Origin of the sequence: Bradyrhizobium sp. HKCCYLS3077 (genome assembly GCF_051167555.1) — a bacterium.
Classification (GTDB): domain Bacteria; phylum Pseudomonadota; class Alphaproteobacteria; order Rhizobiales; family Xanthobacteraceae; genus Bradyrhizobium.
The window spans coordinates 64,595-90,001 of sequence record NZ_JBNPTH010000012.1 but is presented as its reverse complement, the minus strand read 5'-3'; the positions used below and the strand labels follow the sequence as shown (position 1 = coordinate 90,001).

Sequence of the window (25,407 nt, the reverse complement as noted above, 5' to 3'; positions counted from 1 at the left end):
TTAAGCCGACTATAACCCGCGGGCTGACCGGACGGGCGCGGAGCATGATTCGCGGCTGCCGGTAACGAAATCCAGAAAGCCGCTGCTGGGGGTCAAATGAGCCGTAACTATTTCGGGACCGATGGGATTCGTGGCCGTGCCAACGGCCTGATCACGCCGGAACTCGCGCTCAAGGTGGGGCAGGCCGCAGGTCTTCTGTTCCAGCGCGGCGAGCACCGCCACCGCGTGGTGATCGGCAAGGATACGCGCCTCTCCGGCTACATGATCGAATACGCGATGGTCGCGGGCTTCACCTCGGTCGGCATGGACGTGCTGCTGGTCGGCCCGATGCCGACGCCGGCGGTGGCGATGCTGACCAAGTCGATGCGCGCCGATCTCGGCGTCATGATCTCGGCCTCGCACAATCTGTTCGAGGACAACGGCATCAAGCTGTTCGGTCCGCAGGGCTTCAAGCTGTCCGACGACGTCGAGAAGCAGATCGAGCAGCTGCTGGATGAATCGCTCGACAAGAAGCTGGCGCAGAGCGCGAGCCTCGGCCGTGCCCGCCGCATTGACGGCGTGCATGACCGCTACATCGAATTCGCCAAGCGTACCTTGCCGCGCGATCTCTCGCTGGACGGCCTGCGCGTCGTGATCGATTGCGCCAATGGTGCGGCCTACAAGGTCGTGCCCGAGGCGCTGTGGGAACTCGGCGCCGACGTGATTTCGATCGGCGTGGAGCCGGACGGCTTCAACATCAACAAGGAATGCGGCTCGACCTCGCCGGAGGCGCTGTGCCGCAAGGTCCGCGAGATGCGCGCCGACATCGGCATCGCGCTCGACGGCGATGCCGACCGCGTCATCCTGGTCGACGAGCGCGGCCACATCGTCGACGGCGACCAGCTGCTCGCGGTGATCGCGCAGAGCTGGAAGGAAGACGGCCGCCTGGCGCGGCCCGGCATCGTCGCCACGGTGATGTCAAACCTGGGCCTCGAGCGCTTCCTGCAAGGGCAGGGGATGGAGCTGGTGCGCACGCCGGTCGGCGACCGCTACGTGCTCGAGCGCATGCTGGCCGATGGCTACAATCTCGGCGGCGAGCAGTCCGGCCACATCATCCTGTCGGACTACGCGACGACGGGCGACGGCTTCGTCGCGGCGTTGCAGGTGCTGGCCACGGTGCAGCGGCTGCGCCGTCCCGTCTCCGAGGTCTGCCACAAGTTCGATCCGCTGCCGCAGATCCTGAAGAACGTGCGCTATCGCAGCGGCAAGCCGCTCGACGCCGACGAGGTGAAGTCGGCGATCGACACCGGCCAAAAGCGCCTCAACGGACATGGCCGCCTGCTGGTGCGCTCTTCCGGCACCGAGCCGGTCATCCGCGTGATGGGCGAGGGCGACGATCGCAATCTGGTCGAGGAAGTCGTGGACGAGATCGTCGCGGCGGTCGGCAACGCAGCTGCTGCGGCCTGATCGTCGACTGATCAATCCATTGGAAAGGCCTGCCATCCTTCGATGGCAGGCCTTTTGTTTGTTGGCTCGTCGGCTACGTCGCGCAAGCGGCTCTCTGCGCTCGGTTGAGGCAACCTGCGTCGGCGCGGCCGGTGCAACCTCTCCCCGCCCTTTGCGGGGAGAGGTCGGATTGCGCAGCAATCCGGGTGAGGGGCATGGCACATAAGAAGCCAAGATCAAGTCCGTCGGACGGGCAACGACTTCGCGTTTATGATAAGTATTGTTGTGCTGAGAAAACACGCGATTAGTTCGCTGCATAAGAGCTGCACCGCCCGTGCCGCTGCCCCTCACCCCAACCCTATCCCCGTGAAGAACGGGGAGAGGGAGCGCACCGCCGCCGCGACGACGACGTAAAGTCGCGGTTGTCTGAGCGGACTGATGAGTGAGGCGGTCTGAACTCAACTAATGAGTTGGCAATCCACATAGAGGTGTGCCGGCCGCTAACCAATCGTTAGGACACGTTGCGTGGCCGTTAACGATCGCCGCGCGCTCACGAAATATCAACCCTAATTATTAGGGTTAAGCGCTGCTTAAGCATTTGGTGCGATTGTACAGCCGTCAGTTGTGATGTGGGGCCCATTTCCGAACGCCTCACCGGCCAAAGGGACGAAGCCAATGCGTAGCGTTATGTCTTTGATCGCCGCCGGAGCGGCCTCTCTGTTTTCCACTCTGGCCTTTGCGGCCGACATGCCGATCGCGCCCCCGCCGGTCTACGCACCGCCGCCGGCAGCCGATTTCGGCGGCTGGTATCTGCGCGGCGATATCGGCTTCAGCAATCAGAAGGTCAAGGACGTCCACTACACCCGCGAGTCGGCCTACACGCCGATGACCTCGTTCGACCAGACCTCGGGCTTCGACACCGCCGGCATCTACGGCGTGGGCGTCGGCTACCGCTTCAACAGCTGGTTCCGCGCCGATGTCACCGGCCAGTATCGCGGCAATTCCAATTTCAAGGGCACCGACCGCTTCAATGCGACGGCGGGTGGCGTGCCGTACAGCGGCATCGACAACTACACCGCCAGCAAGTCGGAATGGGTCGTCATGGCCAACGCCTATGTCGATCTGGGTACCTGGTGGTGCATCACGCCGTTCATCGGCGCGGGCGTCGGCGGTTCGCGAGTCACGATTTCGAACTTCACCGACACCGGCATCAACAACCTGCCGTTCACCACCACGAGCTTCGCCACGGCGCCGACCTCGTCGAAATGGAACTTCGCCTGGGCGGCGCATGCGGGTCTGGCCTACAACGTCAATCCGAACCTCGTGCTCGAACTGGCCTACAGCTACGTCGATCTGGGGCAGGGGCAGACCGGCGTGCTGTCGACCTATACCGGCACCACCACCGGCAACTTCTTCAAGTTCAAGGACATCACCTCGCATGACCTGAAGCTCGGCGTGCGCTGGAACTTCGACAATCCTCCGCCGCCTCCGATGATGCCCCTGATCCGCAAGGGCTGAGCTGAACTACCCTTCTGACGAAGCAGACGGCGCGGGCCAGTCCCGCGCCGTTCTGCGTTTTTCGGCCGTCGTCTCATCGCGCGGGATCTCGCGCGTCGCCTGAAAGAATTGCCGACAACGGCGTTTCGGAAACGGATGATTAAGGTTAACGCGCGATGATCGGAACAGAGAGTTCAAGTTCTGATTGGAGCGTTGCGATGCGTAGCCTGGTGGTGGCGGTTTCGATGTGCGGCATGATCTCGGCTGCCCAGGCCGCCGATATGCCGGACATTCCGATCCTGCGCGGCGGCCTGACCGAGGGCCTGAGCACCGCGCGGGTCAACTGGGACGGTTACTACGTTGGTGTGCAGGGCGGCTACGGTTCGTCCGACGAGAACTTCAACGGCTCGACCAAGAACATGACGGCCGCGCTGCTCGCCAATACGATCATCGAAAGTCAGATGCAGGTTTCGTCCTGGGACAGCAACCTCGGCAAGCAGTCGTCGCGGAGCTCGGCCTGGGGCGCATTCGCCGGCTACAACAGCCAGTGGGATGACGTCGTTCTCGGCGTCGAGGCGAGCTACATGCACGGCAAGTTCGGTGGTTCGGCGTCGTCGAGCCGCGCGCTGATCAGCACCAGCGCGCTGTCCGACGGCTTCTACCATGGCGTCATGGTCAACCCCACGTCGCAGATCTCGATTTCGGATCTCGCCACGATCCGTGGCCGTGCCGGCTACGCGATGGGATGCTTCCTGCCCTATGCCTTCTTCGGCCTCGGGCTCGGCAATGCGACGATCGGCCAGACAGTCACTGTTCGGGACGTCAGCTATAGCGCCATCACCAACACCTACGGCACGCCGGTCACGCTGACCGCCAACAACCTTCAGCACAATCACCTGGTCTATGGCTACAGCGCAGGCGCGGGCGTCGACATCAATCTGGTCGGCGGCCTGTTCGCGCGGGCCGAGTACGAGTACATCCGCTTCACCTCGACGGTCGATACCAGCATCAATACCGTGCGCGCTGGCCTCGGCTACAAGTTCTGAGTCTGCGTTCGACTGAGCAAAACTCCATGCCCATCACCATCCGGTCCGCGCAACGCGACGACGTCGGCGCCATCGTGGCAATGCTCGCCGACGATCATCTCGGCCGCGCGCGCGAGCGGATCGAAGATCCGCTGCCGCAGTGCTACTTCGCCGCTTTCGACGCCATCTCGCGAGATGCGAACATTACGCTCGTCGTCGCCGAGGAGGCGGGCAGGGTGGTCGGATGTCTGCAATTGTGCATTCTGCCGGGGATCAGCTCGCAAGGTGCATCACGCGCGCTGGTCGAAGATGTGCGTGTGGCGACCGACCGGCGCAGCCTGGGGATCGGCGAGCAGCTGCTGCAATGGGCGATCGCCGAGGCGCGCGCCCGCCGCTGCAACCTCGTCGAACTCATGACGCATCAGAGCCGCGTCGATGCGCAGCGCTTTTATGAGCGGCTCGGCTTCGCCAAGAGTCATTTCGGCATGGTGTTGCGGTTCTGATCAGACCCGCAGGCGGTAGGCGGCGGCGGCGTTCGGGCCGAACGCCTTGTCGCGCGTCTCGGAGCCGAGCTGCGTCAGGCAATGCTCCAAGGCCGTCTTGACCACGCCATAGCGGCCGGCGAGCAGGCACACCGGCCAATCCGAGCCGAAGATCAGCCGGTCGGCGCCGAAGCAGCGCGCCACGTGCTGAACATATGGAAATAGCCGCTCGGCATCCCAATCGGTCCAGACCGCTTCCGTCGCCAGCCCGGACACCTTGCACCAGACATTCTGGCAGGCCGCGAGCTCGGCGATGCGGTCGGCCCAGACCTGATCGAACCCGGTTGCGATCGGCGGCTTGGCGCAATGATCGAGCACGAAGCGTCCTTGCGGACACGCGCGCGCCGCGGCGATCGCCGACGGCAGCTCGCGCGTGCGCACCAGGAGGTCGTAGGTCAGGCCGTGCGCGAAGACGATATCGAGGCCGCGACGGACATCCTTCCGGTCGAGCCAGGCCGCGTCGTCCTCGTCATGGACCTGATGGCGAATGCCTACGAGCTTGCTGCCGCCCGGCAGCGCGCGCAGCCGGTCGAGGGTTGATCCGAGAGAGGGATCGGTCAGGTCGGCCCAGCCGACCACGCCGGCGATGAACGGCGTCGCCGCAGCGATGCCGAGGAATTCCTGCGTTTCGTCCAGCGAGGACCGGGTCTGCACCAGGATGCTGACATCCAGGCCGTTCTCTGAAAGCAACGGCGCGAGGTCGCCGGGACCATAGGGCCGGCGGATCGGCGCCAGCGCGTCGCCAGCCATCCAGGGATAGTCGGCGCGGCCGGGATCCCAGAAATGCTGATGCGCGTCGATGCTGCGTGTCATGGCGCATCTCCCGGGAGCGGCGCGCGCGCGTCGACCAGATGGCTGGCACGCAGCGCTTGCCAGAACGCTTCGGGGATCGGCGCCTGCGCCATCGCGATGTTCTCGGCGGCCTCTTGCGCATTGCGAGCACCCTGCATCGCGACGGTGATGGCGGGATGCGCGAGGCAGAACTGGATCGCGGCCGCCTTCAGTTCGGTGCCATGTTGCTTGCACAATTCATCGAGTGCGCGGGCGCGGGCGACCAGCGCGGCGTCGGCGTCTTCGTAGTTGAACTTCGCCTTGCTGTAGGGACTGGCCAGGATGCCGCTGTTGTAGATGCCGCCGAGCATGATGCCGATGTTCTGCCTCTGGCAGAGCGGCAGCAGCGTCGTCAGCGCACCCTGGTCGAGCAGGGTGTAGCGGCCGGCGAGCAGGAAACAGTCGACCGGAACGGCCTCGGCAAACCGCATCAGCATCTCCGACTGGTTCATGCCGGCGCCGATCGCCTTGATGCCGCCATCGTCGCGCAGGCGCTGCAGCGCGCGAAACGCGCCCGACACCGCGTCGTCATAGTGATCATCCGGATCGTGCACGAGCAGGATGTCGATGCGGTCGAGACCGAGTCGCGCCAGGCTCTCCTCGACCGAGCGCATCACGCCGTCATAGGAATAGTCGAAGCGCGGCCGCAGGGCCGGCACGCCCTTGTAGTGCGGGTCCTCCTCGGTCGCATCAGCATCAGGCCGCAGCAGCCGCCCGACCTTGGTCGAGATCACATAGCTGTCGCGGGGCTGCTTGCTGAGGAAGGCGCCGAGCCGCTGCTCGGCGAGGCCGAAGCCATACAGCGGCGCGGTGTCGTAGAAGCGCACCCCGCGCGCCCAGGCGGCCGCGATCGTCGCCTCCGCATCGCCATCACTGACCGGCTCGAACAGACCGCCGAGCGGCGCGGTGCCGAGGCCGAGCCGGGTGACGTCGAGTGAGCTCCTCCCGAGACGGACGCGTTGCATTGTTCTATCCTTGTTGTTCGTCGCGTGCAGATCGCTTCATTGTGCATGAGCCTACCTGACGACACAACGCCGCGAATTTGTGCGACACGGCACGAGGAGGGGAACGATGGCGGATATCAATGCCCTGACGGCGCTCGGCGTGACATTGGCAACGGCTCTGACTGACGCGGTCTACGTCATGTTCACGTCGGCCGTCGTCGCGCGGCGGCGTCTGCCGGCCGCGAACTGGAGCGCGATCTGGTACACGTTGTCGTCCTTCGCCGTGATCAGCTACACGGAGAATTGGATCTATGTCGGCTTTGCGGCGGTCGGTTCCTGGATCGGCGCCTACGCATCGATGACCTTCCTGCATCGTCCGCCGCGCGGGCAGGCGCCGATCGGCGCCGCGCCGGAATGAGCGTGGCTTGCATGCCAGCCACGTCTGCGTGAACAGTCCTGCGGGAGCAGGCGAAGTTCCTTGACGAGGAACGGCCCTTCGAATAATCACGCCGGCGGGACACCTCCCCCCAACGGGAGGCTTACTATCTGGAAGGATAGACGATGACTGCAGCGAAGCCCTCGCAGCGGCCTGCCGTGCCGCATTTCTCCTCCGGCCCCTGCGCCAAGCGCCCCGGATGGACCGCCGAAAATCTCAAGGACGCTCCTCTCGGCCGCTCGCATCGCGCGAAGGTCGGCAAAGCCAAGCTCAAGCAGGCCATCGAGCTGACGCGCGACGTCCTCGAAGTGCCGGCCGACTACAAGATCGGCATCGTGCCGGCGTCGGACACCGGAGCCGTCGAGATGGCGCTGTGGTCGCTGCTCGGCGCGCGGCCCGTTACCACCATCGCCTGGGAATCCTTTGGCGAAGGCTGGGTGAGCGACATCGTCAAGGAGCTCAAGCTCAAGGACGTCACCAAGCTTCACGCGGGCTATGGTGAGATCCCGGATCTGTCGAAGGTCGATCCGGCGAGCGACGTCGTCTTCACCTGGAACGGCACCACCTCGGGCGTGCGCGTTCCGAATGCCGACTGGATCAGCGCGAGCCGTGAAGGCCTCACGATCTGCGACGCCACCTCGGCCGCCTTTGCGCAGCCGCTCGATTGGCCGAAGCTCGACGTCGTCACCTTCTCCTGGCAGAAGGCGCTCGGCGGCGAGGCTGCGCATGGCATGCTCATTCTGTCCCCGCGTGCGGTCGAGCGTCTCGAGACCTACAAGCCGGCCTGGCCGCTGCCGAAGATCTTCCGCATGACGAAGGGCGGCAAGCTCAATGCCGGCATCTTCGAGGGCGAGACCATCAACACGCCGTCGATGCTGTGTGTCGAGGACTATCTGGACGCGCTGAACTGGGGCAAGTCGATCGGCGGCCTCAAGGCGCTGATCGCGCGCGCCGACGCCAACACCAAGGTGCTGGCCGACTGGAAGGCGCGCACGCCCTGGATCGACTTCCTCGCCAAGGATCCGGCGATCCGCTCCAACACCTCGGTGTGCCTCAAGGTGGTCGATCCCGCGATTACGGCGCTCTCGGCCGATGCCCAGGCCGAGTTTTCCAAGAAGCTGGTGTCGCTGGTCGAGAAGGAGAACGCCGGCTTCGACTTCGCGCATTATCGCGACGCGCCGGCCGGCCTGCGCATCTGGTGCGGCGCCACGGTGGAAGCGAGCGATGTCGCGCTGCTGACGCAGTGGATCGACTGGGCGTTCGCCGAAGCCAAGGCCGCGCTGCCGAAAGCGGCCTGAGCTACGAGCCTTCTTCGTAGGGTGGGCAAAGGCGCGCGAGCGCCATGCCCACCATCAAACTGACCTCACGCGCGAGAGCGGTGGGCACGCTTCGCTTTGCCCACCCTACAGGCTTTCCTCCCATCTCGGCGCCCGGCGCCGTCCCTCGCATAGAGGGCGTGAAGGACCATCGTCATGACCAAACCGAAAGTTCTCATTTCCGACGCACTCTCTCCGGCCGCCGTGCAGATCTTCAAGGACCGCGGCGTTGAGGTCGACTTCCAGCCCAACCTCGGCAAGGACAAGGACAAGCTCGCCGACATCATCGGCGACTATGACGGCCTCGCGATCCGCTCCGCCACGAAGGCGACGGCGAAGATCATCGAGCGCGCCAAGCGGCTCAAGGTGATCGGCCGCGCCGGCATCGGCGTCGACAATGTCGAGATCCCCGCGGCGACCGCCAAGGGCATCATCGTGATGAACACGCCGTTCGGCAATTCGATCACGACCGCCGAGCACGCGATCACCATGATGCTGTCGCTCGCGCGCGAGATCCCGCAGGCCGACGCCTCGACGCAGGCCGGCAAGTGGGAGAAGAACCGCTTCATGGGCGTCGAGATCACCGGCAAGACGCTCGGCGTCGTCGGCTGCGGCAATATCGGTTCGATCGTCTGCGATCGCGCGCAGGGCCTGCGCATGAAGGTGATCGGCTTCGATCCCTTCCTCACCGAGGAGCGCGCGCGCGATCTCGGCGTCGAGAAGGTCGAGCTCGACGAACTGCTGAAGCGCGCCGACTTCATCACCTTGCATACGCCGCTGACCGACAAGACCCGCAACATCATCGATGCCGCGGCGATCGCCAAGACGAAGAAGGGCGTCCGTATCATCAACTGCGCGCGCGGCGGCCTGATCGACGAGGCGGCGCTGCTCGATGCGCTCAACTCCAAGCATGTCGCGGGCGCTGCCCTCGACGTGTTTGCCGAGGAGCCCGCGACCAGCAATCCGCTGTTCGGCCACGCAAGCGTGATCTGCACGCCGCATCTCGGCGCCTCCACGACGGAAGCGCAGGAGAACGTCGCGCTGCAGATCGCCGAGCAGATGTCGGACTACCTGCTGACCGGCGCGATCTCGAACGCGATCAACTTCCCCTCGATCACGGCGGAGGAAGCGCCGAAGCTGAAGCCGTTCATCGCGCTCGCCGAGAAGCTCGGCTCATTCGCGGGCCAGCTCACCGAGAGCAGCATCACCAAGGTCCAGATCACCTATGAGGGCCAGGTCGCGGAGATGAAGACCAAGGCGCTGACCTCGGCGGTGCTGGCCGGTCTGCTGCGGCCGATGCTGGGCGAGGTCAACGTCGTCTCGGCGCCGGTCATCGCCAAGGAGCGCGGCATGATCGTGGACGAGGTGCTGCGCGCCGCCGAGAGCGACTATGAAAGCCTCATCACCGTGGCCGTGATCACCGAGCAGCAGGAGCGCGCGGTGTCCGGCACGGTCTACGCCGACGGCAAGCCGCGCCTCGTCGACATCAAGGGCATCCGCGTCGATGCCGAGTTCGGCAAGTCGATGATCTATGTCACCAACGAGGACAAGCCGGGCTTCATCGGCAAGTTCGCGAGCCTGCTTGGCGATGCCAAGATCAACATCGCCACCTTCCATCTCGGCCGTGTCGCCGCCGGCGGCGATGCCATTGCGCTGGTCGAGATCGACGGCGCCGTTCCGGCCGAGTTGCTCGCCAAGATCCAGGCGCTGCCGCAGGTCAAGCAGGCCAAGGCGCTGGCGTTCTGACGTCACGTCCGAGCCGGTCTCGGATAGGGCAGCACGGCTCTCGCCGCGTTGCCCTTTTTGTTCGAGATGCGCCCGGATGGCGTTTGAACCGGTCTCGTTTTGCTCGCGTCTAACGCCCGACGAAGGACCGGCTGTTCCGGTCCCGAGGGTGCTGTGCTGCGGAGAAAATGATGACCATGCGACACAAGGGTCTGATGGCCACGGGACTCGTTCTGGGTGCGGCATTCGCCGCAGCCCCGGGTTACGCGGCCGATCTCGATGCGACGTCCTCCGTCGATGCCGTCACTGTCTATCCCGATGGCGCGAGCGTCACGCGGCTCATCTCGCTCGATCTTCCGGCTGGCGAGACGACGGCCATCGCCAAGGATTTTCCGCTCGGACTCGATGTGTCCTCGCTGCGCGTCGAAGGTGAGGCCGGTGCGAAGCTCGTGATCGGCACCGTCGATGCCAAGCCGCCGCGCGCCGCCCCGCCGGTCAACCTGCCCGAGATCGACAAGCGAATCGAGGCGCTGAAGGACGAGCGCGCCAATCTCGACGGCGCCATCGCCGCCGCCCTTGCGCGCAAGAAGTTCGCGGAGCGCTTTGCCGAAGCGTCCCCCGCGGGGCTCGGCGAAAAGGGCGAGGCGCGTCCGATCGCTGAATGGCGCACCGCCTTTGCGGCCGTGGCGGAAGAGGTGGGGCAGGCAGACGCGGCGATTCGCGACAGCGAGCGCAAGCAGCGCGAGCTCGACCGCGAGATCGCGCGATTGCAGGCCGATCGCGCCGCGAAGCCCCCGAGCAAGATGGAAGTCCAGATCGAACTCTCCGCCGCGGCGGCGACGAAAGCGAAACTGCGCGTCACCTACGCCGTGCGGCACGCTCGCTGGGTGCCGCTCTACGACGCCCGCCTCGATACCTCGGCGAAGGACCGTAAGCCGGTGCTCGAACTGGTGCGTCGCGCCGAGATCCAGCAGACCACCGGCGAGGATTGGTCTGACGTCACGCTGTCGGTGTCGACCGTGCGGACGGGGCGCGGCGGCAGCGCGCCTGAGCTTCGGACCGTGATCGCGCAATATCCGCCGCCGCCGGCGCCGCCGATGGCGCAACTCGGCACGATGTCGGACAACGTTGCCAAGCGCCGGAGCATGGAGGCGCTCGCGCCCGCACCGGCAGCTCCGGAGCCAGCCAGGAAGGCCGAGGAGCGCGAGACCGCGGTCGAGATCGGCGCCTACCAGACCGCCTTCCGGCTTCCCGGCCGCGTCAGCGTCGGCACCAACGAGGGCGCCAAGAGCCTGCGCATCTCGACGGCGACGATCACGCCCGAATTGATCATTCGCTCGGCGCCGGTCGCTGATCCCACGGCCTATCTCGAAGCCAGCTTCACACAGGCAGAGGATGCGCCGCTTTTGCCGGGCAAGGTGTCGATCTATCGCGATGGCATGTTCGTCGGCAATTCGAAGCTGGTTTCGGCAGCCAAGGACGAATCCGTACGTCTCGGCTTCGGCGCCGACGACAAGGTCAAGGTCGAGCGCAGCGTCGTGAAGCGGAATGAAGGCGCGGCGGGTCTGATCGTCACCACGGCGAAGATCGACGAGCGCGCTTTCAAGACGACGATCCGTAACGCGCATGACTTCCCCGTCAAGGTCGCGATCCAGGATCAACTGCCGGTCAGCGAGAACGAGGAGATCACCGTCGAGATGCTGCCGTCGACCACGCCGCCGACTGCGATCAATGTCCGCGACCGGCGCGGTGTCACCGAGTGGCTCGTCGAGGCCAGACCCGGCGAGACCAAGGAGATCTCTTTCGCTTGGCGCGTCCGCTGGCCGAAGGACAAGACCATCACGATGAGTCCCGCAGGTTAGAACTCATCGACGTTCCTCGTTTGCCGCGAGCTGCAAGGCGAGCGTTCTGCGCATGATCTGCATGTCCTATCAACTCAGGATCAGAATGCGGACTGTGTTGAAACCCGAAGTATGAGCGCTTGCCCGGATGGAATTTGTCCGGGCAAGCACAGCTGCGCCTCAATCGCCGAAGCTTGCCCTCATCCGAACGCAAAGCGGTCGTAGATCGCGGCCAAGCCGTGTCTGCGCGTGAGACACGGACGCAGGTAGCGATGGACGGGCGTTCGACGCGTGGCGACTGCGGGACTTGGGGACGATACGCTTGCGACGATGCAAGGGACGTCGGCCAGAATGGCCGCCCTCGATCATTCGTCGTCGCTGGCGAACTGATGTCCCGATGTTTCTCCGCATTCCAAATCGTCATGACGATATCCGAAATACCGTCAAGGATGGTCATCTCGACCGGCCTCGCCCTTGCGTCCGGTCTGCGGGTGTGGATCGGCGCGCTTGAACGGAGGTTTCGGTCTATCAGATGCAGTATCCGTCTTTCGCCTCGCGCATCGCGCGGCGTTCGCATCGCTGGGCGGCGCTGTCCGCCGTCATGCTGGCTGGAAGTGCAAATGCGGCCGTCGCGGCCGATAGTGTGAACCTGGTTCGCGAACTTGCCGGCCGTGTCGGTCCGATCCTTGGTTCGTCCCAAGCCTGCACGAGCATCCCGTCACGTCGCGTTCAGATCATCCTGGTCAAGTTTCAACAGGCGATCCGCGAAGCCTCGACCAATCCGAACGAGCTCAACGAACTGGCCCGGGACTTCGAACGCAACCTCGCCGAAGGTCGCGCTGCGGTGAACGGCGGCCGGGCTGACTGCAGGCTGGTCGAGCGCCAGTTGACGGAGCTCGAGCGTAGCGTCAACGCGCCGCCGGCGGCGGTGTCGGCCACCGTCGCGCCGTCGGCGGCTGCGGCCGCGCCGAGCCCGATGAGACCCGCGGCCGCATCCGGCAGCGTGCGCGGCGTGACGGATCAGGAAATCCGCTTCGGAATGGTGATCCCGTATACCGGCAGCGCCAAGGAGAACGGGCAGAGCTACAAGCGCGGCATCGAGGTCGCGTTCGCGCGCGTCAACGCCGCCGGCGGCGTTCATGGACGGATGCTCAAGCTGATCGCGGCCGATGACGGCTTCGAACCGACGCGAACGCCGGACGCGATGAAACTGCTCTGGGAGCGGGAGCAGGTGTTCGGCTTCGTCGGCAATCTGGGCACGCCGACCGCGGCCGTGGCCGTGCCGTTCGCGCTCGAACGAAGGGTGCTGTTCTTCGCGCCGTTCACCGGCGGCAGCGTGGTGCGGCACGACCCGCCGGATCGTTACGTCTTCAACTACCGGCCAAGCTTCGTCGAGGAGGCCGACGCCGCGGTGCGCTACCTCCTGAAGATGCGAAAGATCAGGCCGAATCAGATTGCGGTGTTCGGACAGAACGACGATCTCGGCGAGCAGGGCTTTGCCGGCGTCGCCAGGGCCTATCGCGCAGCCGGCCTCAACGACAAGGCGATCGTGCGGCTGCTCTACGCCCGCAACTCGATCGACATGGACGAGGCGGTCAACCAGCTCAAGGCGCAGAAGGTGCCGATCAAGGCCATCGTGATGGTCGGCACGACGCGCCCGGCGGCAAAGTTCATCGAGAAGACGCGCGACCTGTATCCCGGCATGATCTACACCAACATGTCGATCGTCGGCGCGACCGCGCTGGCGCAGGAGTTGATGCTGCTGGGTCCGCGCTTCACCGAGAACGTCATCGTGACCCAGGCGGTGCCGGCCGTGTCGGGCTATTCGAGCACGGTGCTCGAGTTCAAGACGGCGCTGGCGCAAGTCGCGCCTGGCGAGGTTCCGGACTACATCTCGCTCGAGGGCTACATCGCCGCCAACCTGCTGATCGATGCGCTGAAGCGCTGCGGGCCGCAGCTCGACACCGAGCGATTGGTCGAGGCGCTGGAGAACACGCGCAATCTCGACATGGGACTCGGCACCCCGCTCAATCTGAGCCGCGGCGATCATCAGGCGCTGCACAAGGTCTGGGGCACCCAGCTCGACAGGTCCGGCGTCTACCAGCCGATCGATCTGGAATGATGCTCTCGCGGGCCAGCGCGAGAGCGGAGACGGGGCCGGCCGGCATCCGGCCAAGCCGCCGCCCGTTCCGTATCGGCTGGACTTGATCCAGAACAAGCGCGGGGAGGGGTGCGCTTGTTACACGCTGTTGCAAGTCCCGCGGCATTGATCATCTTCGATCGCGCCGTGGCGCTGCAACGCGAGTGCCCGACATGGAATCCGATCCGAACGCCCGCAAGCAGGCCATCGCCGTCGGCTATATCTTCCTGGCCGGCGTCGGCATGCTGCTGCTGCAATGGCTGCTCACGACCTACAACACCGTCGAGACCATTCCGTACAGCCAGTTCGAGCAACTCGTCGTCGACGGCAAGATCGCAGAAGTTTCGGTCAGCCAGGACACCATCCAGGGCAAGTTCAAGGACAAGCAGGCGGACGGCAAGACAGCCTTCGTCACGGCGCGGGTCGATCCGTCTCTGTCGGAGAAGCTGGCGGCCAAGGGCGTCACGGTCACCGGTGTTCCGTCGGGCGGCGTGATCCAGACCTTGCTGTCCTGGGTCGTGCCGGCGCTGATGTTCTATCTGATCTGGGTCTTTCTCGGCCGCAAGGTCATGGACAAGCAAGGCTTTGGCGGCCTGATGTCGATCGGCAAGTCGCGCGCCAAGGTCTATGTCGAGACCGATACCAAGGTGACCTTCGCCGATGTCGCCGGCGTCGACGAGGCAAAGTTCGAGCTGCAGGAGGTCGTGCAGTTCCTGAAGGACCCGAAGAGCTATGGCCGGCTCGGCGCGCACGTGCCGAAGGGGATCCTGCTCGTCGGCCCGCCCGGCACCGGCAAGACGCTGCTTGCGCGCGCCGTGGCGGGCGAGGCCGGTGTCGCCTTCTTCTCGATCTCGGGCTCCGAGTTCGTCGAGATGTTCGTCGGCGTCGGTGCGGCGCGTGTGCGTGATCTGTTCGAGCAGGCGCGCAAGGCTGCGCCCTGTATCATCTTCATCGATGAGCTCGATGCGCTCGGGCGCAGCCGTTCCGCCGGAGCGCAGTTCGGCGGCTATGACGAGAAGGAGCAGACGCTCAATCAACTGCTGGCCGAGCTCGACGGCTTCGATCCGAGTTCGGGCGTCATCCTGCTCGCCGCCACCAACCGTCCGGAGATCCTCGATCCCGCGCTGCTGCGTGCCGGCCGCTTCGATCGCCAGGTGCTGGTCGACCGGCCCGATCGAAGCGGACGGCTCGCGATCCTCAAGGTGCATGTCCGCAAGATCACGATGGCCGGCAATGTCGATCTCGACAAGGTCGCGGCGCTCACCGCAGGCTTCACCGGCGCCGATCTCGCCAACCTGATCAACGAGGCCGCGATCGCCGCGACGCGCCGCAAGGGCCACGAGGTGACGTTCGACGACTTCACCGTCGCGATCGAACGCATCGTTGCCGGCATCGAGAAGAAGAGCCGCGTGCTCAGCCCGGCCGAGCGCCGCCGCGTCGCCTATCACGAGATGGGGCATGCGCTGGTCGCGGCCAATCTCGCCGGCGTCGATCCGGTGCAGAAGGTCTCGATCATTCCGCGCGGCGTCGGCGCGCTCGGCTACACCATGCAGCGGCCGACCGAGGACCGCTTCCTGCTCGCGATCAGCGAGCTTAAGAACCGCATCGCCGTGCTGATGGGCGGCCGGGCCTCGGAGCAGTTGATCTTCGACGGCGACGTTTCCACCGGCGCCGCCGACGACCTGCAGCGCGCCACCGAAATCGCCATCGAGATGGTCACGAAGTACGGCATGGACGCGACCGTTGGCCAGCGCACCTACGCGCCGCGGCCGCAGGCGTCGTTCCTGCAGCCGCAGGACCAGATCGTCTCGGCGGCCGAGGTGACCGGGCGCGAGATCGATCTCGCCGTGCGCGACCTGATCGCGGAGGGCGGCGCCCGTGCGCGCGCGATCCTCGAAGGCCACCGCGAGGACCTCGAGCGTGGCGTCACGCTGCTGATCGCGAAGGAGACGCTGACCGCCGAGGAGTTCGCGCCGCTGCGGCCGGCAGCCTCTGCGATTCCTGCGCCGGAGGCCGCGGCCGCGAGCTGATCCGGGTTTCTACGGGCGCCGTTCGCAACCGAACCCTAACCATGCCCTGCTCAATTCATCGGCAGTCAATCTTGACAAACGATGACAATGATCAGGGTGGAGTTCGCTGCGTGCTGCTGAATAACATGAAGATTGCGCCCAAGCTCGCCATCGTGGTTGGCGTCGCGCTCCTGGGCCTCGCCGCAGCCGGAACCTTCGCCGCCAATCTGATGCATCGGGAGATGGTCAACGCCCGCATCGAACAGTGCCGGGCGATCGTCGAGACGGCGCGTAACATGGCGCTGGGCCTGATCAAGGAGGTCGACGCCGGCAAGATGACGAAGGAAGCCGCGCTCGACGAGTTCGTCAATCGCGGCCGGACCATGACCTTCGACAAGGGCATGGGCTATCTGTTCGCCTACACGATGGACGGCACCGTCGTGATCTCGCAGGACATGAAGCAGCGCGGCTCGAACGTGATCGACTTCGAGCTCAACGGGCGCAAGCTCGTCGTCGAATTGCGAGATGGCGTTGCCAAAGACGGCGAGGTCACGCTGCGTTACGAATATCTCCGCCCGGGTCAGGAGCAGCCGACCCGCAAGATCTCCTACGCGATGGCGATCCCCGGCTGGAATATGTTCGTCGGCACCGGCGTCTATGTCGACGATCTCGACGCCAAGCTGCAGCCGCTGAAGTGGATGATGTGGCTGGCCTGCGCCGGCATCGCGGTCATCGCCGGCGCCATCGCCTGGTTGATCAGCCGCAGCATCAGCATTCCGCTCAATCGTCTCGGCAACCGCATGCAGGAGATCGCCGACGGCCGGCTCGACGGCGAGATCCCCGGCGTCGGCCGCGGCGACGAGGTCGGCGCCATGGCGGCCACGGTGCAGATCTTCAAGGACAACGCGCTGCGGATGCGCGAACTCGAGCAGGCGGAGGCTGCGACCAAGCAACGGACGGAAGCCGAGCGGCGCGCCGCGATGCAGAACCTTGCGGCCGATTTCGAGCGCAGCGTGAACGGCATCGTCCGCTCTGTGGCCTCTGCGGCCGAGGGCATGCAGCACACCGCGCAGTCGATGACGGCCACGGCGAGCGACGCCAGCGTCCGCGCCTCGACCGTCAGCAACGCCACCCAGAGCGCGAACGACAACGTCGGAACGGTCGCGGCCGCGGCGGAGGAGCTGTCGAGCTCCGTCAACGAGATCTCGCGTCAGGTCGCCCGCTCCACCGAGATCGCGAGCAAGGCTGTCGGCGATGCCGAGCGCACCAATGCCACGGTGCAGGTTCTCTCGACCGGCGCCGAGAAGATCGGCGAGGTCGTCAAGCTGATCCACTCGATCGCCGCGCAGACCAACCTGCTGGCGCTGAACGCCACGATCGAAGCGGCGCGCGCCGGCGAGTCCGGCAAGGGCTTTGCGGTCGTCGCCTCCGAGGTGAAGGCGCTGGCCAACCAGACGGCCAAGGCGACCGAGGAGATCTCCGCGCAGGTCGCGGCGATGCAGACCTCGACCCAGGATGCTGTCGCGGCCATCACCGGCATCACCCAGACGATCGCGCAGATGAGCGAGATCACCAACTCGATCTCGAGCTCGATCGCGCAGCAGGGCGATGCAACGCGCGAGATCGCCCGCAACATCCAATCGGTCGCGGCCGGATCCAATGAGATCAGTGCCCATATCGGCGGCGTCACCAAGGCCGCTGAAGCGACCGGCACCGCCGCGTCCGAGGTGCTGTCGAGTGCCCGCGAGCTCGACAGCCAGTCGGGCCTGCTGCAGCAGGCCGTCGACGGCTTCATGGCCAAGGTGCGGACGGCCTGATCGAACCGTCGCCGTTGCCCTTGGGGACAACGGCGACGCTCACGATGGTGAGGCGCTTACTTCGCCTTCAGGAAGTCGCCCACCTCGAGCAGCACGAACTCGTTGTCGTCGGCCTTGTTGGGATCGCGGCTCGACGAGAACGGCAGGTTGTTGTCGTTGCCGACGATGATGTGGGTGTCATCGACGCGATCGACATTCTCGATCGTGAAGAATGGGAAGGCGAGCACGCCGTCATTCAGCGGCTTGCGCGCCTTCTTGTCCGGATCCCGGATCTTCATCAGGTCGATATAGGCGATCTTGCGGACCGGCTTGCCGACATTGGCGTCCGAAAGCTCGATCTTGTAGACGCGCTTGAACTTGGCCAAGTCAGGGAAGCAGTTGTCGCCGCGGGTGCCCTGCGGGCAGGCCTTGTCAGCGGTGCCCTCGCCATTGTCACGCTCGATGATCAGGCCCTGTGTCGGGTCGATCATGTTGAAGTCGCCGATGGCGTTGCCGTTCTGCTCGAACACATATTGCCAATAGCGGCCGGTGAACTTTTCCGCGGCGACGTCGAATTCGAGGATGCGCGAGGCTTCCTTGCCGTCGACCTTCTCCCAATCCTTCTTCTCGGCGTCCCACAGCGGCCCTTCCAGCAGGCCGTAGATGAACTTGCCGTCGGTGGATGCCGCGAAGCCCTCATAGCCCTTCGAGCGCCGCAGATTGACGTTGGTGTAGCTCGCGCCGGGCGCGCCGGGGGACTGGACCGCCCAATGGTCGGGCGAGCGCACCGGCTTGCCGTCAGCAACCGTCTCGAATACGGCGAGCACCTTGCCGCTCTTGTCCGCCTTGATAAGGTAGGGGCCGAACTCGTCGCCGATCCAGATGTGATCGCCGATGATCTGGAAGCCCTCGGTGTCGAAATCGGCACCGGTCAGATAGCGCTTGGCCGTATTCTCGTGGACGATGCGGAACGGCACCTTCTTGTCGGGATCGTGCAGGAAGATGGTCGCGAGCCGCTCCACCTTGCCGGCGGTCCAGTCGATCTTGTGATGATTGAGATAGAGCATCGAGTCCGGGGAGTTGTAGCGCGAGCCCATGCCGTTGTCGGTCAGCACCCAGAACGTGCCGTCGGCCATTGTCTTGATGCCGGAATGCCCCTGCAGCGGCTGTCCCTTGAACGGCAGCGACACGCTGGTCGGCCGCTCGTAGGACTTGCCCATCACGGTGCCGATCGCCTCGACGCGCTTGCCAGTGGTGTATTTGCCGGAGGTCTTGAGATCGTCCGGAGCGTCGGCGGGCGCGTCGATGAAGGACTCGGCTGGCAGCACGGCGTGGCCAGCGAGCTTGGCGGGGAATTCGCCTTCGCCCTGGGCGAGCGCGGCGCCGGTGCTGAGGGCCAGAGCGGCCACGGTCGTCAGAAAAAATCGATGCATGGAAAGCCTCCTGAGCTTGAACCACGCGTGGTTCTGAACAGGCGCCCTGACGCTCCGTTGACAGTTCCATGACAGCCGGATGATGCGCGCTGTTCGTCCTGGGGCGTGTTGCCGCACGCTTAGTTCTTGGGCGCCTCTCCGGCGGCGCGGGGCTGCTTGAGCGGCACGCGCGAAGCGATGATCACACCGGCGATGACCAGCGCGTAGCCTGCGAGGTGGAACAGCTTCAACTCTTCGCCGAGCAGCAGGATCGCCAGCACCGAGCCGAACAGTGGCACCAGATGCAGGAACGGTGCGGCGCGGTTCGGTCCGATCAGGCTGATGCCGCGGTTGAAGAACAGATAGGCGAGCGTCGAGGCGAACACGATGACGTAGCCGAGCGTCAGCATCGAGAGCAGGTCGAGCCTCAGCACGAATCCGGAGCTGTATTCCCAGGCCGCGAGCGGCAGCAGCAGCACGGCGCCGGCCGCCGTGCACGATGAGATAAGTGACAACTGGTGCACTGCGGGCTTGCGGGTCATGGCCGCCGAGTAGAGCCCGAACACCCAGAGCGCGCCGGCGAACATCAGGTCACCCCGATTGAATTGGATGCCCGCGAGCGCGCCGAGATCGCCGCGCAGCAGGATCACCAGCACGCCGACAAGCGACATCGCGATGCCCGCGAGTTGCCCCCAGGTCAGCCGCACGCCGAACAGCAGCAGCGACCACAGCGCCACGAATAGCGGCGTCGACGATTGGATCAGCAGCCCGTTGAGCGCCTGAGTATATTGCATCGCCCAGTAGGACAGCGCGTTGTTGATCGCAAAGCCGGTGAGCGCGAACAGCAGGATCAGCGGCCAATGCGCGAGCAGGGTACGCCAGTCCTTCGCCAGATGCTCCCGCGCGAACGGCCATAGCATCAGGAAGGTTCCGATCCAACGAATGCACGACAAGGTCAGCGGCGGCACGTGGCCGGCGACATAGCGCGCCAGCACGATGTTGCCCGCCCAGAACAGCGAGGCCAGCGTGAGCAGCAGATAAGGCTGGTTGTTGAGCCAGGCGACCGGCGATGTGGACTGGGATGGGGCGGGCAAGGATTCGGCTTCTGTTGCGCGGGCCGAGTTGTGCCCGAAAGCGCGGCGGAGACAAGAGCGCCCGGCGGATTGCCGCCATGCCGAAAGGCGGCAGAACGTCCCCTCTTTACAAAACGAATATTCGTTTTGTATGGTGATTGTGCTCGAAGGCGATTGGTCGCTCGGCCAGGAGGTGCGCATGCCGAAGCTGAAGCCGGCGACGATGGCCGCCCGCCGCGAAGAAATCCTGCGCGCCGCAGCGGCCTGCTTCGCGCGTCAGGGCTTCCACCAGACGACGATTGCCGACGTGATCGCCGAGTCCGGCCTCAGTGCCGGCGGCATCTACGGCCATTTCGCCAGCAAGGAGGAACTGATCCAGGCGATCGGTGAGCATCGCCATGCCCGCGATGCGGCGCTGCTCGCGGCCGCGCGCGACAGTCAGGACCCGCTCGAAGGCCTGCGCGCGATCGCGCGCGCCTCGCTGGCGGACATGCAGAAGGAGGAGGGGCTGCGCAGCCGACGGATTGCCCTGCAGCTCTGGGCCGAGGCGCTGTGCGACGATGCCGTCCGCGATCAGGTCGTGGATGGCGTCCGCAAGCCGATCGCGGTCATCGCCGAGCTTCTGCAGCGCGGCCGGCGGCTCGGCGTGATCGACCGCGCGGTCAACCCGCGCAGTATGGCACGCACCATGGTCGCGATGTTCCAGGGCTTCGTGCTGCAGCGGCTGTGGGGCGAGCCGTTTTCGCCGGCCGAGGCGCTGGCCAGCTTCGAGGTGTTGCTGGCCGGGCTCGCGCCGAAACGATGATGCCCGCGACGTTGCCGAAGTCTCCCGGGAGGACGAGATGATGAGCGGACTCGATCTCCTGGGCGGCCTCGGCACCGGCTTGGTGGGCGGATTCACGTCCGGCCTGCTCGGCGTCAGCCCCGGCGGCGGTCTCGTGGTTTTCGCCGTGCTGCTGCTCGGCGCCGAGCAGCACGTCGCGCAGGGACTCTCGCTGGTCGCGCAGGTTCCGCCGACCAGTGCCGCCGGCCTCAAGCGCTATTGGGACGAAGGCAGCCGGGCGCCGCTGCGCGTGCTGCTGTGGCTCGGGCTTGGATTTGTCCTCGGCGCTGCGATCGGCGCGCTCCTGGCCAACGGCACGGCGTCGGCGATCCTGCGATGGGCCTACGTCATCTATCTGCTGCTGCTCGATGTCCTGCTCCTGCGCCGCTCATCGAAGCGAGGTGCCGTCGAGACCACGGTTTGCGCAGTCGATCCGAGCGGATTTGCGCTGCTCGCGGTCGGCAGCGCAGCGGGTGTGTCGTCCGGCTTTCTCGGCATCGGCGGCGGACTGGCGACAGTCGTCGGCTTGAGCGCGGTCCTTGGCATGGCGCAGCACCGCGCGCAGATGATCAGCCTGGCGCTGACGCTGGTGCCGACGACGATTCCGTCAGCCTGGATCTATTGGCAGCACGGTGCCTTGCCGTCCTGGCCCACCTTAGTCGCCGTGATCGTCGGACTGGCCGCCGGCACCGATCTCGGCGCGCGGCTCGCGACCCGCGTTTCGCCCGAGCGGCTGCGGATCGTGCTGATCGGCTTCGTCTCGCTGATGACCATCGCCATGGCGCTCAAGGCCATCGGATAGCGCGCCTCCGGCAATGCCTCAGGTCGCCTGCTTGCGCGAGGCGACGTAGACACCGCCGAGCACCAGGACGAAGCCGATCAAATGAAAGATCTGCGGCTGCTCGCTGAGGAAGACGAACGCCATGATCGAGCCGAACACCGGAACCACGTGAAAGAATGGCGCGGCACGGTTGGCGCCAATCAGCAGTACGCCGCGATTGAAGCAGAGATAGGCGATGGTCGAGGGGAAGATCGCGACGTAGAGCAGCGACAGCAAATTCTGCGTATCGAATGCCATCACCGGGCGGGCATTGAGCTCCCAGATCAAGAGCGGGATCAGGCTGGCCGCGCCGCAGCCGAAGGTGAAGGCGACCATCGACAGGCCGTGGATCTGCGGACGCTTGATCGTCAGCACCGAATAGAATCCGAACACCGCCATCGCCAGCAGGAAGATCAGGTCGCCCTTGTTGAAGCGGATGCTGGCGAGCGCGGTGGGATGGCCGCGCGTCAGGATCAGCAGCACGCCGACGAGCGACAGCACGATGCCGATCGCCTGCGCCAGTGTCAGGTGGACGCGCAGCAGCAGCATCGACCACACCGCTACGATCAGCGGTCCCGCGGATTGCAGCAGCAGCGTGTTGAGCGCCTGGGTGTATTCGAGCGACCAATATTGCAGCGTGTTGAAGGCGCCGATGCCCGTCACCGACAGCGCGATCATGATGCCGAGCTTGGAGCGGATCGCCGGCCAGTCCTGGCGCAACTGTTTCCAGGCGAGCGGCAGGATCAGCAGGAACGCCAGCGACCAGCGCAGGAACGACAAGGTCACCGGCGGGATGTGGCCGGCAGCGAGCCGGCCGACGATCGAATTGCCGGCCCAGCACAGCGCGGTGATGCTGAGCAGCACATAGGGCTGGTTCGCGATCCAGGCCCGCGCGGGCGCGGCGGATGCTGGGGGATCGGCGGCGGACATCAGCGGTGTTAGACCCGGTTCGGTGCGCCGCGGCATTCGACCCGGTGTGTCCGGGCCGCGGTTTCCTCCCCGGCCCGGTCGACAGACACCAATTGGTGCTGCCTATCAAGAGGGCAGATGCATCGCGACTATGCAATGATGACCGTCATCGGAGCCTCGCGCGGCGATGATGCGGGTTCCGAGGATCGCCTTGGATCGCGAACGCCTTGAGTCGTTCCGCGCTGATCAGATAGGCGACGACGAGCGCAGCGATCGCGGCCAGCAACGTGACGGGCGGCGCCACGAAGCCGAACCAGGCGCCGATCGGCGTGAACGGGATGATGAGCGCGGCGGCCAGCGCGATCAGCGACGAGGCCGTCAGCATCGGATCGGCGCGGTTGCTCCACGGCCGTCCATTGGTGCGGATGATGAAGATCACGAGGATCTGCGTCGCCATCGACTCCAGGAACCAGGCGGTCCGGAACTCGTCCGGCGTCGCGTGGAAAAGATAGAGCAGGGCGCCGAAGGTGAGGAAATCGAACAGCGACGAGAGCGGTCCCATGATCGCTGCGAAACGCAATAGCCGTTTCATGTCCCAGCGCTGCGGTCGTGCGGTCGCTTGCGGGCTGACGCGATCGAAGGGGATACCGAGCTCGGACAGATCATAGAGCAGGTTGTTGAGCAGGATCTGCGTCGGCAGCATCGGCAGGAACGGCAGCATGATCGAAGCGACCGCCATCGACAGCATGTTGCCGAAGTTCGAGCTCGCGCCCATCCGCACGTATTTCAGGATGTTGGCAAAGGTGCGCCGTCCTTCCTCGACGCCATCGGCGACGACATCGAGATCGGAGGCCAGCAGGATCATGTCGGCCGCGGATTGCGCCACACCGGTGGCGCCATCGACGGACAGCCCGATATCCGCGACCTTCAGCGCCGGCGCATCATTAATGCCGTCGCCGAGGAACCCCACCACCTCGCCCGAGGCCTGCAGCGCCTTGACGATGCGCGATTTCTGATCGGGCGCGAGCCGGCCGAAGGCGTCGGCCGAACGGACCTGCACCGCGAGCGCATCGTCGCTGAGCTCGGCAATATCGCTGCCGGACAGTACGCGGTCGGCCTTCAATCCGACCAGACCCGCAAGCCGCTTGACCACGACAGGATCGTCGCCGGAGAGGATCTTCAGCGCGATGCCGGCGCGCGCCAATTGAGCGATCGCGGCTGCCGCCGTCGGCTTGGGCGGATCGGCGAAGGCGCACAGGCCCTCGAAGATCAGGTCCTTCTCATCCTCGGTCTCGATCTCGCGCGGCGCGCCGCTCCACGGCTTCGAGGCGATCGCGACCGTGCGCAAGCCGTCCTGCGCCAGCGCATGAACGCGCGCGCGCATCTCGGCGCGGCCATCGTCGTCGATCGCTGCGATCGTGCCGCCCTGCCGCTGCTGCGTGCAGAGCTCGATCACGGCTTCCGGCGCACCTTTCACGATCAGGAGCTGATCCAATCCCCTGATGGCCAGCACCGAGCCGAGCCGGCGCGAGAAGTCGAAGGTCTGCTGCCCGCCCAGGATCCAGCCCGCCGCGGCATGATCGGCGCCTGCGATCAGCGCCGTATCGAGCGCCCCGCGATCGCCTCCCAGCGCCGCGGCGATGGCGCCGAGCTCCGCCGCGCGCGGATCGTCGCGTCCATCGGGCGCGATGCTGCGCGCGAGCGTGATCTCGGCGGATGTCAACGTGCCCGTCTTGTCGGTGCACAGCACGGACATCGCGCCGAGATCGTGAATGGCCGCGAGCCGTTTCACGATCACCTTTCGCTTGGCCATGCGCAGCGCGCCGCGTGACAAGGTCACTGTCGTGATCATCGGCAGCAGTTCCGGCGTCAGTCCGACCGCGAGCGCCACCGAGAACAACAAGGAATCGAGCACGTCACGCCCGAACACGACGCGCACCGCGAGCACGATGACCACGAGCGCCAGCGTCAGCCGCGCGATGACCAGGCCGAACTCATGCAGGTCGCGCTCGAACGGCGTGCGCCCCTGCGCTTCCGCCAGAGCCGATGCGGCTGCGCCGAACATCGTGTTCGCGCCGGTATTGATGACCAGCGCCGTGGCCTCGCCGGTCTGCGCCACCGAGCCCCGGAACAGCGCATTCGACGTGTCGTCTGCATCGCTCGGAAGGGCAGCCTGCTTGGTCACGGGGTAGGGCTCGCCCGTGAGCGCGGCCTCGCCGGCCGTGAACGCCTTGCTCTCGATGATCAACGCATCGGCAGGAACGATGTCGCCGGCGCGCACGCGCAGGAGGTCGCCGGGCACGACCAGGTCGACGTCGATCTCGCGATAGGCGCCGTCGCGCTTGACCTCGGCCGTCAAGGCCACCGAGCGCCGGAGCTCCTCGGCCGCCCTGACGGCATGTCCTTCCTGAACGGTATCGAGTCCGATCGACAGCGTCAGGATCAGCACGATGATCGCGCCGCCGATCACGTCGCCGGTCGCCATCGAGATGATGCCCGCGACGAGCAGGATCAGCGATAGCGGCTCGAGCAGCCGGCGCAGGATGGCGCGCAGGGGACCTACGATGTGTGACGGCGAGTCGGTATTGCGGCCGTAGCGCTGCAGCCGCTCCGCGGCGCTGGAGTCGCCGAGGCCGTTGAGGTCGCAGTCCAGCGCTTGGGCGGCCTGCGGGGGCGCAAGACGCCAGAACTGATGCAGGCCGGAGGTCGTTTCAGTGGTCACGCGCGTCGGCCGTTATGGCTGATGAGGTCCTTGGCATCGCGCCTCCTTTGCACGACGGCCCGCCGGGCGGTTGACCTGCCGCAATGTCCGCCGCCCGCGGGCATGGCGCCCGGCCGGCTTG

Annotated in this window: 19 protein-coding genes; 13 read left to right on the top strand and 6 right to left on the bottom strand. The window is 65.7% G+C overall.

What is annotated here, in order from left to right; genetic code table 11:
- Positions 1 to 96: 96 nt before the first annotated feature.
- The 4 genes from glmM (at position 97) to ACQR0Z_RS33685 (ending at position 4,450) form a co-directional block, all read left to right on the top strand.
- Positions 97 to 1,446 (top strand): phosphoglucosamine mutase, encoded by a 1,350-nt coding sequence (gene glmM / locus ACQR0Z_RS33700; RefSeq protein ID WP_434921511.1) that lies wholly within the window; start codon positions 97 to 99, stop codon positions 1,444 to 1,446.
- A gap of 654 nt (positions 1,447 to 2,100) precedes the next feature.
- Positions 2,101 to 2,943 (top strand): outer membrane protein, encoded by an 843-nt coding sequence (locus ACQR0Z_RS33695; RefSeq protein ID WP_434921510.1) that lies wholly within the window; start codon positions 2,101 to 2,103, stop codon positions 2,941 to 2,943.
- Positions 2,944 to 3,140: 197 nt separating this feature from the next.
- Positions 3,141 to 3,968 (top strand): outer membrane protein, encoded by an 828-nt coding sequence (locus tag ACQR0Z_RS33690; protein WP_434921509.1) that lies wholly within the window; start codon positions 3,141 to 3,143, stop codon positions 3,966 to 3,968.
- A 26-nt stretch (positions 3,969 to 3,994) separates the two neighbouring features.
- Positions 3,995 to 4,450, top strand: coding sequence for a GNAT family N-acetyltransferase (locus ACQR0Z_RS33685; RefSeq protein WP_434921508.1), 456 nt, complete (start codon positions 3,995 to 3,997; stop codon positions 4,448 to 4,450).
- Here the strand turns inward: ACQR0Z_RS33685 and ACQR0Z_RS33680 are convergent, their stop codons facing one another.
- Complete coding sequence (locus tag ACQR0Z_RS33680; protein ID WP_434921507.1) at positions 4,451 to 5,302, bottom strand: amidohydrolase family protein; 852 nt, start codon at positions 5,300 to 5,302, stop codon at positions 4,451 to 4,453.
- Positions 5,299 to 6,285 carry an aldo/keto reductase gene (locus ACQR0Z_RS33675; protein WP_434921506.1) on the bottom strand — a complete coding sequence of 329 codons (987 nt, stop codon included), beginning with the start codon at positions 6,283 to 6,285 and terminating at the stop codon, positions 5,299 to 5,301. The genes ACQR0Z_RS33680 and ACQR0Z_RS33675 overlap by 4 nt, the downstream gene beginning before the upstream one ends.
- A gap of 106 nt (positions 6,286 to 6,391) precedes the next feature.
- Between ACQR0Z_RS33675 and ACQR0Z_RS33670 the strand changes: the two genes are divergently transcribed.
- The 7 genes from ACQR0Z_RS33670 (at position 6,392) to ACQR0Z_RS33640 (ending at position 17,548) form a co-directional block, all read left to right on the top strand.
- On the top strand, positions 6,392 to 6,682 hold the full coding sequence (locus tag ACQR0Z_RS33670; RefSeq protein WP_434921505.1) for a hypothetical protein: 291 nt from the start codon (positions 6,392 to 6,394) through the stop codon (positions 6,680 to 6,682).
- 143 nt (positions 6,683 to 6,825) lie between these two features.
- Positions 6,826 to 7,998 (top strand): phosphoserine transaminase, encoded by a 1,173-nt coding sequence (locus ACQR0Z_RS33665; RefSeq protein ID WP_434860474.1) that lies wholly within the window; start codon positions 6,826 to 6,828, stop codon positions 7,996 to 7,998.
- 174 nt (positions 7,999 to 8,172) lie between these two features.
- Positions 8,173 to 9,762 (top strand): phosphoglycerate dehydrogenase, encoded by a 1,590-nt coding sequence (gene serA / locus ACQR0Z_RS33660; protein WP_434921504.1) that lies wholly within the window; start codon positions 8,173 to 8,175, stop codon positions 9,760 to 9,762.
- Between the two features lie 176 nt (positions 9,763 to 9,938).
- Positions 9,939 to 11,603, top strand: coding sequence for a mucoidy inhibitor MuiA family protein (locus tag ACQR0Z_RS33655; protein ID WP_434921503.1), 1,665 nt, complete (start codon positions 9,939 to 9,941; stop codon positions 11,601 to 11,603).
- 511 nt (positions 11,604 to 12,114) lie between these two features.
- Positions 12,115 to 13,704: an ABC transporter substrate-binding protein gene (locus ACQR0Z_RS33650; RefSeq protein WP_434921502.1), complete on the top strand. Its 1,590-nt coding sequence runs from the start codon at positions 12,115 to 12,117 to the stop codon at positions 13,702 to 13,704.
- Between the two features lie 191 nt (positions 13,705 to 13,895).
- Complete coding sequence (gene ftsH / locus ACQR0Z_RS33645; protein WP_434921501.1) at positions 13,896 to 15,752, top strand: ATP-dependent zinc metalloprotease FtsH; 1,857 nt, start codon at positions 13,896 to 13,898, stop codon at positions 15,750 to 15,752.
- A 110-nt stretch (positions 15,753 to 15,862) separates the two neighbouring features.
- Positions 15,863 to 17,548, top strand: coding sequence for a methyl-accepting chemotaxis protein (locus tag ACQR0Z_RS33640; RefSeq protein WP_434921500.1), 1,686 nt, complete (start codon positions 15,863 to 15,865; stop codon positions 17,546 to 17,548).
- Positions 17,549 to 17,604: 56 nt separating this feature from the next.
- On the opposite strand, the gene ACQR0Z_RS33635 is transcribed toward ACQR0Z_RS33640, so the two are convergent.
- Together ACQR0Z_RS33635 and ACQR0Z_RS33630 are read right to left on the bottom strand one after the other, a co-directional pair.
- A complete protein-coding gene (locus ACQR0Z_RS33635; protein ID WP_434921499.1) occupies positions 17,605 to 18,960 on the bottom strand; it encodes an esterase-like activity of phytase family protein in 1,356 nt (451 codons plus the stop codon).
- Between the two features lie 119 nt (positions 18,961 to 19,079).
- Positions 19,080 to 20,033 (bottom strand): DMT family transporter, encoded by a 954-nt coding sequence (locus tag ACQR0Z_RS33630; RefSeq protein WP_434921498.1) that lies wholly within the window; start codon positions 20,031 to 20,033, stop codon positions 19,080 to 19,082.
- Here ACQR0Z_RS33630 and ACQR0Z_RS33625 point away from each other — a divergent pair.
- Positions 19,990 to 20,817: a TetR/AcrR family transcriptional regulator gene (locus ACQR0Z_RS33625; RefSeq protein WP_434921497.1), complete on the top strand. Its 828-nt coding sequence runs from the start codon at positions 19,990 to 19,992 to the stop codon at positions 20,815 to 20,817. The genes ACQR0Z_RS33630 and ACQR0Z_RS33625 overlap by 44 nt on opposite strands.
- A gap of 40 nt (positions 20,818 to 20,857) precedes the next feature.
- Positions 20,858 to 21,637, top strand: coding sequence for a sulfite exporter TauE/SafE family protein (locus tag ACQR0Z_RS33620; protein ID WP_434921573.1), 780 nt, complete (start codon positions 20,858 to 20,860; stop codon positions 21,635 to 21,637).
- 18 nt (positions 21,638 to 21,655) lie between these two features.
- Here ACQR0Z_RS33620 and ACQR0Z_RS33615 read toward each other — a convergent pair whose 3' ends face one another.
- Both ACQR0Z_RS33615 and mgtA read right to left on the bottom strand, forming a co-directional pair.
- Entirely contained in the window at positions 21,656 to 22,585 is a 930-nt protein-coding gene (locus ACQR0Z_RS33615; RefSeq protein ID WP_434921496.1) for a DMT family transporter, read from the bottom strand.
- Positions 22,586 to 22,730: 145 nt separating this feature from the next.
- Positions 22,731 to 25,286, bottom strand: a complete 2,556-nt coding sequence (gene mgtA, locus ACQR0Z_RS33610; RefSeq protein ID WP_434921495.1) for a magnesium-translocating P-type ATPase — start codon at positions 25,284 to 25,286, stop codon at positions 22,731 to 22,733.
- Positions 25,287 to 25,407: the final 121 nt, after the last annotated feature.

What these genes read in the sequence shown, in the direction of transcription:
- ACQR0Z_RS33615 (WP_434921496.1), bottom strand. Translation starts at nt 22,585, where the DNA reads ATGTCCGCCGCCGATCCCCCAGCATCCGCCGCGCCCGCGCGGGCCTGG.
- glmM (WP_434921511.1), top strand. Translation starts at nt 97, where the DNA reads ATGAGCCGTAACTATTTCGGGACCGATGGGATTCGTGGCCGTGCCAAC.
- ACQR0Z_RS33690 (WP_434921509.1), top strand. Translation starts at nt 3,141, where the DNA reads ATGCGTAGCCTGGTGGTGGCGGTTTCGATGTGCGGCATGATCTCGGCT.
- ACQR0Z_RS33695 (WP_434921510.1), top strand. Translation starts at nt 2,101, where the DNA reads ATGCGTAGCGTTATGTCTTTGATCGCCGCCGGAGCGGCCTCTCTGTTT.
- ftsH (WP_434921501.1), top strand. Translation starts at nt 13,896, where the DNA reads ATGGAATCCGATCCGAACGCCCGCAAGCAGGCCATCGCCGTCGGCTAT.
- ACQR0Z_RS33635 (WP_434921499.1), bottom strand. Translation starts at nt 18,960, where the DNA reads ATGCATCGATTTTTTCTGACGACCGTGGCCGCTCTGGCCCTCAGCACC.
- ACQR0Z_RS33675 (WP_434921506.1), bottom strand. Translation starts at nt 6,285, where the DNA reads ATGCAACGCGTCCGTCTCGGGAGGAGCTCACTCGACGTCACCCGGCTC.
- ACQR0Z_RS33655 (WP_434921503.1), top strand. Translation starts at nt 9,939, where the DNA reads ATGCGACACAAGGGTCTGATGGCCACGGGACTCGTTCTGGGTGCGGCA.
- ACQR0Z_RS33680 (WP_434921507.1), bottom strand. Translation starts at nt 5,302, where the DNA reads ATGACACGCAGCATCGACGCGCATCAGCATTTCTGGGATCCCGGCCGC.
- ACQR0Z_RS33665 (WP_434860474.1), top strand. Translation starts at nt 6,826, where the DNA reads ATGACTGCAGCGAAGCCCTCGCAGCGGCCTGCCGTGCCGCATTTCTCC.
- ACQR0Z_RS33670 (WP_434921505.1), top strand. Translation starts at nt 6,392, where the DNA reads ATGGCGGATATCAATGCCCTGACGGCGCTCGGCGTGACATTGGCAACG.
- ACQR0Z_RS33620 (WP_434921573.1), top strand. Translation starts at nt 20,858, where the DNA reads ATGAGCGGACTCGATCTCCTGGGCGGCCTCGGCACCGGCTTGGTGGGC.
- ACQR0Z_RS33650 (WP_434921502.1), top strand. Translation starts at nt 12,115, where the DNA reads ATGCAGTATCCGTCTTTCGCCTCGCGCATCGCGCGGCGTTCGCATCGC.
- ACQR0Z_RS33685 (WP_434921508.1), top strand. Translation starts at nt 3,995, where the DNA reads ATGCCCATCACCATCCGGTCCGCGCAACGCGACGACGTCGGCGCCATC.
- serA (WP_434921504.1), top strand. Translation starts at nt 8,173, where the DNA reads ATGACCAAACCGAAAGTTCTCATTTCCGACGCACTCTCTCCGGCCGCC.